Source organism: Rubritalea spongiae (genome assembly GCF_042652385.1).
GTDB lineage: Bacteria > Verrucomicrobiota > Verrucomicrobiia > Verrucomicrobiales > Akkermansiaceae > Rubritalea > Rubritalea spongiae.
The window spans coordinates 1,537,905-1,549,984 of record NZ_JBHSJM010000001.1; the positions used below are offsets into that span (position 1 = coordinate 1,537,905).

At 48.8% G+C, this 12,080-nt stretch carries 11 protein-coding genes; 2 read left to right on the top strand and 9 right to left on the bottom strand.

The window, feature by feature from the left end:
* Positions 1–27: 27 nt before the first annotated feature.
* Positions 28–558, bottom strand: a complete 531-nt coding sequence (recO, locus tag ACFPK9_RS07095; protein ID WP_377094141.1) for a DNA repair protein RecO — start codon at positions 556–558, stop codon at positions 28–30.
* A 91-nt stretch (positions 559–649) separates the two neighbouring features.
* Between recO and ACFPK9_RS07100 the strand changes: the two genes are divergently transcribed.
* Entirely contained in the window at positions 650–1,873 is a 1,224-nt protein-coding gene (locus ACFPK9_RS07100; protein WP_377094142.1) for an LL-diaminopimelate aminotransferase, read from the top strand.
* Positions 1,874–1,960: 87 nt separating this feature from the next.
* Here ACFPK9_RS07100 and ACFPK9_RS07105 read toward each other — a convergent pair whose 3' ends face one another.
* The 8 genes from ACFPK9_RS07105 to ACFPK9_RS07140 all read right to left on the bottom strand — a co-directional run bounded on the left by ACFPK9_RS07105 (position 1,961) and on the right by ACFPK9_RS07140 (position 10,022).
* The gene (locus ACFPK9_RS07105) at positions 1,961–2,137 is read right to left on the bottom strand and encodes a hypothetical protein (RefSeq protein WP_377094143.1); all 177 of its coding nucleotides are present in this window, start codon (positions 2,135–2,137) and stop codon (positions 1,961–1,963) included.
* Between the two features lie 144 nt (positions 2,138–2,281).
* Positions 2,282–2,776 carry a YcxB family protein gene (locus ACFPK9_RS07110; RefSeq protein ID WP_377094144.1) on the bottom strand — a complete coding sequence of 165 codons (495 nt, stop codon included), beginning with the start codon at positions 2,774–2,776 and terminating at the stop codon, positions 2,282–2,284.
* 100 nt (positions 2,777–2,876) lie between these two features.
* On the bottom strand, positions 2,877–4,406 hold the full coding sequence (locus ACFPK9_RS07115; RefSeq protein ID WP_377094145.1) for a serine/threonine-protein kinase: 1,530 nt from the start codon (positions 4,404–4,406) through the stop codon (positions 2,877–2,879).
* Positions 4,407–4,448: 42 nt separating this feature from the next.
* Positions 4,449–5,156: an RNA polymerase sigma factor gene (locus ACFPK9_RS07120; RefSeq protein ID WP_377094146.1), complete on the bottom strand. Its 708-nt coding sequence runs from the start codon at positions 5,154–5,156 to the stop codon at positions 4,449–4,451.
* A 60-nt stretch (positions 5,157–5,216) separates the two neighbouring features.
* Entirely contained in the window at positions 5,217–6,635 is a 1,419-nt protein-coding gene (locus ACFPK9_RS07125; protein WP_377094147.1) for an NfeD family protein, read from the bottom strand.
* Positions 6,636–6,691: 56 nt separating this feature from the next.
* Entirely contained in the window at positions 6,692–7,423 is a 732-nt protein-coding gene (locus tag ACFPK9_RS07130) for a sulfite exporter TauE/SafE family protein (RefSeq protein WP_377094148.1), read from the bottom strand.
* Positions 7,424–8,806, bottom strand: a complete 1,383-nt coding sequence (locus ACFPK9_RS07135) for a dicarboxylate/amino acid:cation symporter (protein WP_377094149.1) — start codon at positions 8,804–8,806, stop codon at positions 7,424–7,426.
* A gap of 109 nt (positions 8,807–8,915) precedes the next feature.
* On the bottom strand, positions 8,916–10,022 hold the full coding sequence (locus ACFPK9_RS07140) for a linear amide C-N hydrolase (protein ID WP_377094150.1): 1,107 nt from the start codon (positions 10,020–10,022) through the stop codon (positions 8,916–8,918).
* Positions 10,023–10,305: 283 nt separating this feature from the next.
* Here ACFPK9_RS07140 and ACFPK9_RS07145 point away from each other — a divergent pair, with 283 nt between their 5' ends.
* Positions 10,306–11,619 (top strand): glutamate--tRNA ligase, encoded by a 1,314-nt coding sequence (locus tag ACFPK9_RS07145; RefSeq protein WP_377094151.1) that lies wholly within the window; start codon positions 10,306–10,308, stop codon positions 11,617–11,619.
* Positions 11,620–12,080 lie beyond the last annotated feature (461 nt).

The window sequence follows — 12,080 nt, forward strand, 5'->3', positions numbered from 1 at the left end:
ACCAATCAGTCTATCAGCATTCATCAATTATTTTAACAATTCAAGGCAATGAGCTCGACTCAGCGGCAAGCGACCAAATGCATCTTCAAGCGCCAAATTAGCTCGCCGCCTTCCATTCCAAACCCCTGCCAACTTTGCCAATTCTTTCTCAAAATGTTCTAAAGCTCTCATATCTCCCCCCTCAGTGTTAAGGTATTGCATCGCACGACGTAGCAAATCAAACACTGCATCCTCACTATACCCGCTTTCCATCACATGTTCTGCTAAAGCCGTAAAATACCCACCCAGCAAAACATCACGGTACTGCCCACGCATCTTGTCATGGTATTCCACTGGATGCACTTCCCTCAGGGTATGCAACTCACTCTTCCGACTCTCAGCCCACTCAATTTCAGCGATAAAAAATAAATCTAACTTCCCTGCAAATTTCCCTTTGGGGTTCCGTGCTCCTCTCGCAACCGTCTTTACGACTCCTAGCCCCTCAACACACCATGTCACAATCAAACTCGTATCACTCAGCTTCGTCAGCCTCAATATCATCCCCCGACCTGATTGCATGACCGACTAGTACACATTCCAGATTTCACACTCAACATTTAACATTCCAGCCTTGCATCTTCCACCAAGGATGACCAGCATCCGCTCCGTTATGGCACGCATTAACGACAACTTTCTTAAACTTAAAGCTGGGTACCTTTTCCCAGAAATCGGCCGCCGCGTAGCCGCATACGCAGAGGCCAATCCAGACGCAAATCTCATCCGCTGTGGTATCGGCGATGTGACTGAAGCACTTCCAAACGTAGTACGTGAAGCGATGCATAAAGCCGTCGACGAACTCGGCTGCCGCGACACTTTCCGTGGTTACGGCCCAGAGCAAGGTTACGACTTCCTCCGTAACGCGATCGCAGAAAATGCTTTCGCAGGTCTCGACATCTCAGCAAATGACATCTTCGTGTCCGATGGCTCTAAATGCGACACCGGAAATATCCTCGATATTTTCGGTCCAGGCAACACCATCGCTATCACCGACCCAGTGTACCCAGTATACGTCGACACCAATGTTATGATTGGCAACACTGGCGATGCTGACGAAGCTGGCCGTTACGAAGGTCTCGTTTACCTCCCATGTACTGCTGAGAACAATTTCGTCCCAGCGATCCCCGAGGAAAAAGTAGACATCGTTTACCTCTGCTACCCAAACAACCCAACTGGTGCTGCGGCCACTCGCGAGCAGCTTCAAGCATGGGTTGACTACGCACTCAAAAACGACGCCATCATTCTATACGATGCCGCCTACGAGTCCTTCATCCAAGATCCTGAAGTACCTAAATCTATTTACGAAATCGAAGGCGCAAAGCAATGCGCTCTCGAATTCCGCTCCTTCTCTAAAAATGGTGGATTCACAGGCGTACGCTGTGGCTACATCGTCATTCCTGACACTGTCTTCGGAACAACTGAGTCTGATGAAAAAATCAGCATCAAACAGCTCTGGAGTCGCCGTACTTCTACCAAGTTCAATGGTGCATCCTACCCTGTGCAGCGCGGAGCTGAAGCAATCTTCTCCGAAGCTGGTAAAGCGGAAGTAGCAGCCCTCGTCGAACACTACATGGCGAATGCTAAACTTCTGCGCGAAGCATGTACTGAACTCGGCCTCAAAGTCTTCGGCGGTGAAAATGCACCTTACGTTTGGGTCGCATGTCCAGAAGGTCTCACCTCATGGGACATGTTCGATAAAATGCTCGAAGAAGCGAACGTCGTTATCACCCCAGGCTCCGGCTTCGGTGCTGCAGGTGAAGGCTACTTCCGTATCTCAGCATTCAACTCACGTGAAAACGTGGAAGAAGTCTGCACGCGCCTCAAAGCGCTTCTCTAAGACTCACACTTCACATTCTTTAGCTAAAGGCAGGGCTTCGGCTCTGTCTTTTTTATTTCACACGTGCAACGCCACCCCAACACAGCATTAAGCTGGAGAGCGAGAATCTCTCCCCTGCACTAACTTTTCAACTGCTGCACGCTTCTCGGCATGCGTTCTAGAATCGCTAAACGCTTCACGAATACGCTGTAAGCGTTGTTTCACCGACTCCCGTAACTCCCCGTACTGAGGAACCTTAATCTCTATCTCTGGCTTTTCAGACATACCACCACTCTACACCATTCCAGTAAATAGGCTAACGGGAGCTTGTCCTCAACTAACGGTTCATTGCCTTAACTCGCTAACAAATAGTGACGCATTATTTTAACTTCAATGTGGCCGCGCGCCATACTGCTGGAATTGCTCAGCTTATTTTCCCGACTGCTGCCACATTCCAAGTATAGCTTCCATTTGCCCCGCTTCAAACGCGTCATTAGCAATCCAGATATACTGCTTCTTATCTTTATAAATGAGTAAACCCTTTTTGCTCTGCTTCAGCTCATGAAGCTCATTCCAAGCCACATCAGCTTCTCCCGCTTTTCCCGCCATACTGATCCCATTTTCTGAAAAAGTATAACGCACCTTGCTGTTATATGCTGGGTGCTTACGTAATCCCCGCTCCTGCCACATTTGCCAAAGCATCGGACGCATGAAGCCCAGCGAGCCCACCATTACAAGTCCACCACCAATCAGCCCACCTTCACTTCCAGGTTCCATCAAATACGCACCTAGACAAATAGCCGCAATACAGAGCAAAGAACGCGTAATTACCCACCAACGATAACGATGCCACATATGCTGGGGAAACGAACCATGCTGCGACTTGCCATCGAATTGAGTAATAATAGTAATTGGTTTTGCCATGATAGGAAAAGCTCTGCTTAAGCAGACCTTAAGCGGGCTCCCTCATACTCGCAATACCTCAAATGGCAAGCCCTGCCCACTGAACCAATACTCCACTCTTTCACTTTAACGTCCGCAACTGGAACTTGTTAACAATTAAGCCTGACTCCTGCGCACCTATCGCTACCTCATTTAGATCCTTCACCTGCCATTCTTCAGGAATCGATAAATCTAAAGCCTCAAGTGCACGCACCATCACTCGTCTCTCTCTCAGAAACACCCGCAGCACCTGCTCAGTCACCTCGATCCGTATTTGGTAGTCCACCCCTTCCTTCAAACGCATCTCTCTGCGCTGATTCCCGCCCAACACCAGAAAGCCATCGGCACTCATTTCAACCCCTAACAAACCTTGCGAAGTCGGTAAAAACACCACCACATTTCCACCTTTATCCACTCTCGTATATTCTAGATCTAACCTGTACTCCGTCGGAATATCAGTAGGAAATTGAATCAAAGCCCATCCGCTGCTTTCACACAACAAAGCTCCCGCATGCCTCCACCATTTCCCTGAAACCCTAGCCTCTTCTACCCCATAACCATCGAGAAGATCCCATTCCTCAACTGGCTCAGGCCTCACTATTACCTCTTCTATGCCCGTCGGCTCTTGCTCTGGCCTTGTTTCGACACGCATTTCTCGCAAAATAAATAAACTAGCCACCAGCACACAGCTGCCACCACCGAGCAAAGCGATACTCACTTTCTTCACATCACCTCTGCCACCCCGCCTAGACTCGCGCTGCACCTTTCTTAATTGCCGCGCTAAATTCGCCGCTGACGCTGGACGTTTGTTAGGATCACGTTGTAAACAACGCAGTACCAATCGATTCACCTGCTTCGAAACACCATATTTTGTCAATGGCTCAAATGCTCCACGCGGAGTGATCCCCGATAACATCTCGTACAACAAAACCCCCACAGAATAAATATCAGCGCGCTCGTCGACACTCTCTCCATTCGCTTGCTCAGGTGACATATACTCCATTGTCCCTATCGCCGTCCCAGTCATCGTTAGAGACAACCGCTCTTCATGAGCCTCTTTTGATACTCCAAAATCCGTTACCTTCACACAGCCACCCTCTCCTAACAGAACGTTAGCCGGTTTCACGTCTCGATGAATCACTCCCAAGGCATGCACAGCTGATAACCCATTCAACACACGAATGGCTATAGAGAGAGCCTCCCTCTGGCTCAACTTTTTCTCTCTAGCGATCCGCTTCTGCAGATCCTCGCCTTTCACATACTCTAACACCAAGTACGGCGTACCGTCAGACAGGACATCTGCATCGTAAATCCCCAAAACGTTAGGGTGCTCTAGCTGAGCCATTAATCTACCCTCACGTTTTAAGCGTTCCACAAAAAGCTCCTGCTCACTCCCCTTCGCGGTAAACAGCTTCACCGCCACTTCTCTCCCCAGACCGTGATGTCTAGCAAGATAAACAGTCCCCATTCCGCCACGCCCCAGTACAGCAAGCACGTCAAAGCCAGGAAGATCAGGCTCCTCTACCTCAACTGGGCCATCTAACTTTTCAGTCAGAGCCCATGATAGAAGCCTCTGCGCTTCCTCATTCCTTAATGTATCATCTTTAGCCAAAATGGATTCCCAGCATGCCGCAGCTCTCTGAACACACCTTCTCTAATCACTCAAGATACCAATTAAATATCTCAATTCTTGGTCAGGATCCTCACCCTCACCAATTGTTCCAATAATCTCCGCCCGCAACATCTCGCCATAGCGTTTCCGCAGACGATGTACTCCCACCTTGACGGCCGAAAGAGAAATCCCCAACCGATCCGCCACCTCTTGATATCCCTCATCTAACTCCCCCATCAAACTTGCCGATAAAGCCTCAAACAATTCTAACTTCCCTTCATTCTCGTACTTCTTTTCTAACTGTTCCTTCGCGCTCTCGACCACAATAATCGCCCAGCGCTTATCAAAACTAACAGTCGGATCAGCCGCGTCCGTATCTGCCCAACGAGCCTCTTCAGCAGCCACATCCATCGTATCCACCTTCCCATCACCTCGCTTTAAGGCTGACTCTTTCACGTATTCATCGCGCAAATAGCGCTTAAATGCCGTGAGCAAAAACGTTCGCATTTTCCCCTTCTCCTGATCAGCCGCCGAAAAAAGCGCCTTCTCGATCCCCTTTGCTAAAAAGCCCTGCACCACATCCTCAGCATCCTCCATGCTTCTCCCATAACCGCGAGCAAATGCATACAAAGGCCGCCAATACATAGCACAAAGCACATTCAGGGCTTCTCGTGCTTCCTCTTTATTCGCCTCTTTAACGCGCTGAACTAATGTCCAGCGCGTTGCCTCAAATGAGCCATTCCCTTGCATCCCCATAACAAAAGAAAATACCCAGCATTGCGCAATCAAATAGCTAAACAGCTCATCGCGTTATATAACTTTCTCCACAATCATCCGCATACGATCTGCCGCAACCACTTTTAAAGCACTCCCATTCTCCACAAATCCTCTGCACGAAATCACTTCATAAATCTCTCCAGCCATCTCCATTTTTCCAGCGGGCCGCAACTCAGTGATCGCCACACCTTCTTTCCCTACTAACTCATCATTGTGGTTTTCCATCCCCGTTCCAGCTTCTAATTCAGCCTCCGCAGCCAAAGAATGATACATCGGTAGTGACGGCATATAACGCATCAGCAGAACACTGACCACACCAGCCACAGCCATACCAATCGTCATATAAATCAATGGCCATCCAATCAAAGTCGGCAAGGTAACCAACCCATCCTTCGAATCCTTAAAGCTGTCTAACATATCACTATCCACCATCGCCATCATTAGTGCCCCTAACATCATAACCACGCCGATCGAGCCAGCCACAAATGTCCCTGGAATCACCGTGAATTCTAAAATGACTAACAACAGCCCCAGCGCAAAAATCACAAACAACCAACCTCCCGCCAAATTCCCGTCTAGGTTATTACCCACGAAAAAGATCGCAAAAGCAGTCAACCCAACCACTCCGAAAATCCCAAAGCCCGGTGTCTTAAACTCCATAAACACCGCAATAAAACCAATTCCAATTAACACCGGTGACATCAAGCCAACCCAATGCGCAAAAGCTTCCAACCCCTTTGGCTCAGCTAGTACCACTTCCGCATCCTGCAAATTCTCTAACTCCAAAACCGTCTCAATATTTTTTGCAATCCCATCCGCTAACAAAGGCTTCCCGTCCTCCATCAACACCGCCTCGTCAGCAATCAAGTTTAACAACTCACCCTCGGCGACCTTTACCTGACCATCTGCGAAACTATACTCCTGCTCCCGAAACATCATTGCTTTCATCACATCCGCATTGCGACCCTTTTCCTTCGCCACAATTTTCACATAACTCGAAAATAACGACTCGATCTTCGCCCGCATCACTGGCCCAATCTCTTGCCCACCTCCTGCAACAATCCCAGTCGAACCTATCGTCCCGCGTGGATGCATGTAAATTTTATCGCAACCAAAAGCGATCATTGACCCAGCACTCGTCGCCTCAGGGTTCACGTAAGCAATCGATTTAATCGTCAAATCAGGCATCACCCGCGTAATCAAGTCCGCAGTTTCCATCGCGTAACCACCAGGCGTATCGATATCAAAAACCAGCGCCTTTGCTTTCTCCGCCTCAGCCTGCTTCATCACCTTCCTCCAGTACTTAAAGGAATGCTTATTCATCAGCGACTTCTCCCCGACTTTTAAAATCACCACCTTATCTCGATACGTTTCTACTTCCTCACTCGACTCTTGAGCCGAGGCCACACAGCTCAACAATGCTGTTAGCATCACGTATAACCATTGCTTCATACAACAAAACTAGCACAAGCCACCCGCAGGGAAATCTTTTTTCAACACATCCCTCCTTACCCCAATAACCTCACCCCAGCCACCGTTGCCGTCACAATAATCATAGCCTCAAAAACCGCTTGAGGTAATTTCACTAACAATTTTTTACCAATCCACACCGCAATCACAATCACCGGCAACACCGCAAAGTTCCACTTCAAGGTATCCCAAGTCGTCAATGAAAGCCCAGCACTCAATGGCAGCTTTATTAAATTCACTAACAAGAAAAACCTCGCGCCCACGCCGATGAGATCCATCTTCGACATATTTCGTGACAGCAAGTACAGCTGCATGATCGGCCCCGCAGCATTCGCCAACATCGTTGCCACACCCCCAGTCACTCCAGCCGCCACACCAAAACCCTTCGAATGCGCCAATTTAGAAGTCAACTCAGGCTTCCACTTCCTCACCAGCTGCATCCCCACCATACTTAAAATGATCCACCCAATCGCCGACCGCATGCTCTCGTTAGAGACAGTATTCAGCACCCAGAGCGCCAAACCAATCCCCACTAACGCTGGCCACAATAACAACCACACTGGCTTCCAGCTCCCATACTTGCGAAATGCCGGATACACGATCATATCCGCCATAATCAACATCGGCAGTGCGATTCCAATTTGCTCTTTCGCCCCAAAAGTCTCGGTCATCAAAAACACCCCAATCAGTGATGTTCCCGAAAAACCAGCCTTCGCCACTCCTATGCAAAATGCGGAAATGCATAGAACTATAATTTGCTCAGACGTCATCTAGTCCTCATCTAACAGACCTTCTTCATCCTCAATGTCCCCTTCAAAGTCGTGCAAATCTCCCTGCAAGACCTTCTCTCCTTCACTCGCGCCCACCACCACAGCAGCACAACTGTCGCCAAACACATTCACTGCTGTCCGCGACATATCTAACAAGCGATCAACACTCAACAAAGCTACCACCGCCGTCTCCGCACCCTCGACATTAGAATTTTTCAATATCAACAAAATAGCCACCAAGCTCGCCGATGGCACACCTGCCACCCCTATACTCGTCAAAAGCGCAGCTCCCACCACCACAAATTGCGCGCCAAAAGCCATATCAACACCCATCACCTGAGCGACAAAAATCACCGCCACACATTCGTACAGCGCCGTTCCATCCATGTTCACCGTCGCACCCAGCGGCAACGTGAAACTAGAAGTTCTCCTGCTCACCCCAGCATTCTCCTGCACACAACGCATCGTCACCGGAAGTGTCGCTGAAGAAGATGCCGTTGAAAACGCTGTCAGCAAAGCCGTCTGCATCGCCTTAAAATGCGCCACAGGGCTCACCTTCCCTACAAATTTCAAAATCAGCGGCAGCGTCACAAACATGTGCACTGCCAATGCAGTCAGCACTGTCCCAAAATAACGACCAAGCTCTAGAAACAATCCAGCACCCGATTGATACACCACTGGAAACATCAACGCAAACACCCCAATTGGCGCCGTCATCATAATCCAGCGCGTGATCAAAATCATCACATCATTGACCCCCTGAATCGTCCCTTGCAGCGTCTGCATCTCACCCACGGGCAAGCGCGTCATGCCCACCCCAAACAAAATACTAAACACTATAAGACCTAACATCTGCCCATTATCCGAAGCCGCCGCTATGATGTTTGGAGGAAAAAGCTTCTTAAAAAAATCGAGATAATCCGTTGCCTGCTTTTGATTTGCAGCCTCCACCTTCGCTCGCTCTGACTCTGAAGCCGAATCCACACTCCTGTCAAAAGCCTCACGAATTTCTATGTTAGGCTGCCCATCCACTAAACCAGGCTCAAACACATTAACCACTGTCAGACCTACCAAGATCGCAGTGAGTGAAGTCAGCGCATAGAACCCAATCGTTTTCGCACCTAATCGGCCAAAGCCCTTCACCCCCCCCAGCGCACCGATCCCAGCAATAATCGAACTCACAATCAAGGGGACAATGATCATCTTCAATGCACTCATGAACAGATCCCCCACAAAGCTACTCACCGCCGTCGCTCGATTGGCAAACAACGCAAAACTCGAAACGTCGCCAGCTGCTACTGAAAAATTCCGAAACACCACTCCCAGCGCCACCGCCAGTCCCAGCGCTATTAGTATCTGCCAATGCGGAGCAATCTTCTTCATGCCATCGACACTAACGAGCTAACAAAAAGCACACAAGAATGCTTCTCCTTTTCTTCACAAAAAAGACAACTCCGTGAATAACCACAAGCATGCGGTATGAACTCACCACCTAGTTACTATCAGCAGAACTTGGAGTCCTATCAATCACCCTGAAGCCAGACTCAATCGGTAGGTAAGTCACCGTTGTCACATTCTCTAAAGCCTTTTGAAGGTCCACTTTTTCAACCGACTGACTCTCATATGTTTTAAAATAGTAAGCCAGATTTTTAGTATCCGTAGCAGAGCTCCATAGCGTGTACTCCATTAGGGTATGTCCTTCTTCCTCACTTCGAATCGCCCCCTTTGGGAGATCAAATATATTAAGAATATGAAAAGCTTGGAATACCCCATCTTCCGCAGTCTTTGAAGGCGCTGCCATATTAGCAAATACCGCAGCACGAACAAAACGTGAGGGAGAGGTCGAATCCCCAGGAAGCCCCACTAACCCAGTGCCTTCGCCAAAGGGCACGATCTCCTCACCATTAAGCTCGATCGCCTCACGGTTATTCGGAGTCAGCCCAATGTAATTTACCAAGTTTTTTAAATGCCAATCAAAACTAGGACTATTCGCAAAAGCCCTTACCTTATTATCAAATATTTTTAATCCATCTGAGGTATACTCAATGACGATGCTCTTTCCTGATGCATCAGTTAGAATATAATGAATGGGCGCATTGCCTTTTATTTGTTTGATATAACTTTCCACCACTACTTGAGCTGGCAAGGCTTCACGAACTTCATCGACTGTCGCAAAATTTCCTAACAACCAATTACCAAGGTCTGCAGATCCAATAGCCTTAGCGTTATTTTCATCATTAATATCAGCAAACTTAGCTTCACCGACAAAATAATGCGCACCGAAATAAAGACCTTTTTCATTCAAACCATCGAGCACAATCGGCATACCCACCCCATTCATACCTACGAAACCAAACTTCGTCTTATAACGAAAACCCTCATCGCCCTTCGCTGTACTTAGTGAATGGATTTCTGTGCCTGCTGGAACAATTCCGAGACGAGACTCAATATCAAAACCAAACTCCATCGTACGTCCAGGAATGACAGCACCGTCATCCGCGTGAAGAGTAATGCCAGTACAAGCATGTGTGAACGGAATTACCACTGTACTTGCTAAAGCTATGCACAAAGTCAGTTGTGGGGAGGTATATTTTTTCATAAAAGTATATATTCTCGCAGACGCTCGACCCAATCATAGGCCAAACCTCATCGAAAGGATTAAACGGCTCGACTCCTAGTATCCAGCAACACATCTGTTAGGTTTCAACTAGTAAAAGCACTACACAAAGACGTTAGCTACCATTGTTAGAAAAACAAGAAACGAAATCATCTATTTTCAAAAGAAAGCACACAGTACTTCATCAAAATTCGCAGCACCATTTCGAAACAATATTCTGCATTTTTCTCTAGGAGTTTCGACTGCAGCCATCTAAACCACAGCCATGAACAAGCCAGTCCGCACCAGATTCGCACCATCGCCCACAGGATACCTCCACGTTGGCGGCGCACGCACCGCACTCTTCAACTACCTCTTCGCTAAAAAACACGGAGGCACCTTCATCCTCCGCATCGAAGACACAGACAAGGAACGCAACACCGACGAAGCACGCGCAGCCATTTTCGAAGGCCTCAGCTGGCTAGGTATGGACTGGGACGAAGGCCCCAATAAAGGCGGTGAACACGGCCCCTACAACCAGTCCGAGCGCATGGACATCTACAATCGCTACTTCGAAAAACTCGTCGCAGCAGATCGCGTCTACGCAGACGACGGCGCCTACCGCTTCCGCTTCGAGCGCAAACCCATCACCATGCACGACCTCGTCTGCGGCGAAGTCACCGTCGACTACACCGATGAATCCATCAACCCCGACATGGTCCTCAAACGCTCCGATGGCAGCTATACCTTCCACTTCGTCAACGTCGTCGACGACATCGAAATGGGCATGACTCACATCCTCCGCGGTGAAGACCACCTCATGAACACGCCAAAGCATCTTCAGCTGTTCGCCGCCTTCGGAATCGCGCCCCCAGCCTACGCACACATTCCACTCATCCTCAATATGGATGGCTCCAAAATGTCCAAACGCGACCAAGGCGCCGCCATTGGCGAATACGCCTCCCAAGGCTACACTCCTAAAGCCGTCTTTAACTTCCTAGCCCTCCTAGGCTGGTCTCCCAAAGACGAAAGCGAGATCTTCTCCCCTGAAGAAATTATCGAAAAATTCACCATCGAGTCCATCAACCGCGCTCCAGGCAAGTTCGACATCGAAAAATGCGGCTGGGTCAACCAACAACACCTCGCCAAACTCTCCCCAGAAGACTTCGCCTCTGCAGCCCAACCCTACGTCGACGCCGCAGGCATCACCACCGATGAAAAATACGTCACCATCGCTGGCTCCATCCAAGAAAAGGTCCGCCTTCTCACCGAAGTCCCGGCCATGATCGCCTTCTTCTACAACCCAGACTATCCATTCGACCCCGAAGCCATCGAAAAAGTTAAAAAGAACGAAGCCGCCGCAGGTTTACTCGAAAAACTCGCCACTGCCCTCGCCACCCTCAGCGACTGGAGCCAGGCCAAAGACGCCATCGGCGCCACCGCCAAAGAAAACGGCGCCAAACCTGGTCAACTCATGTTCCCCACCCGCGTCGCCCTCACCGGCGCAGCAGGCGGCCCCGACCTCGGCGCCATCCTCGACATCCTCGGCCAAACCGAATCCGTCCGCCGCATCAACCGCGCCGTTACAGAACTACGTTAAAGTTCCCCCTATAATTTCCTCAATCCAATCCCATAGAACTTTCAGTTCTATGGGATTTTTTATGAAACCACATTCTCCCCCAAGATTCTGAATGGATCCACCCAACCAGAGCAGCTAAAGCTATACTCTCTCCCTACTAGCAGTCCTTATCGGTCATACTCCTGTGGGGCTTTTTCACATCCAGACACCTCAGCAGACACATTAATATACTTATAGAAAACAAATGAATCATCTCAGTCGAGACTTTGTATTTTTATCTGATGAGTTCCACCACACGTCCTAGAGGCCGTTTCTACCTTGAATGTAAGGTTATTCACCACCACAAACAATCACATTGTGTTAGAATAAGTTAGAATCTGCTAGATACCCCCCCCACGAACACTCAACACATATAAACACCTCCCTAAATACCGTCATACAGATAAACCGTAAACGACTAAAATAGAATAAAAAACAACCAA

Excerpts from the sequence above, each read along its gene's own strand:
- recO (WP_377094141.1), bottom strand. The coding sequence starts at position 558 with ATGCAATCAGGTCGGGGGATGATATTGAGGCTGACGAAGCTGAGTGAT.
- ACFPK9_RS07100 (WP_377094142.1), top strand. The coding sequence starts at position 650 with ATGGCACGCATTAACGACAACTTTCTTAAACTTAAAGCTGGGTACCTT.
- ACFPK9_RS07105 (WP_377094143.1), bottom strand. The coding sequence starts at position 2,137 with ATGTCTGAAAAGCCAGAGATAGAGATTAAGGTTCCTCAGTACGGGGAG.
- ACFPK9_RS07110 (WP_377094144.1), bottom strand. The coding sequence starts at position 2,776 with ATGGCAAAACCAATTACTATTATTACTCAATTCGATGGCAAGTCGCAG.
- ACFPK9_RS07120 (WP_377094146.1), bottom strand. The coding sequence starts at position 5,156 with ATGCAAGGGAATGGCTCATTTGAGGCAACGCGCTGGACATTAGTTCAG.
- ACFPK9_RS07125 (WP_377094147.1), bottom strand. The coding sequence starts at position 6,635 with ATGAAGCAATGGTTATACGTGATGCTAACAGCATTGTTGAGCTGTGTG.
- ACFPK9_RS07130 (WP_377094148.1), bottom strand. The coding sequence starts at position 7,423 with ATGACGTCTGAGCAAATTATAGTTCTATGCATTTCCGCATTTTGCATA.
- ACFPK9_RS07135 (WP_377094149.1), bottom strand. The coding sequence starts at position 8,806 with ATGAAGAAGATTGCTCCGCATTGGCAGATACTAATAGCGCTGGGACTG.
- ACFPK9_RS07140 (WP_377094150.1), bottom strand. The coding sequence starts at position 10,022 with ATGAAAAAATATACCTCCCCACAACTGACTTTGTGCATAGCTTTAGCA.
- ACFPK9_RS07145 (WP_377094151.1), top strand. The coding sequence starts at position 10,306 with ATGAACAAGCCAGTCCGCACCAGATTCGCACCATCGCCCACAGGATAC.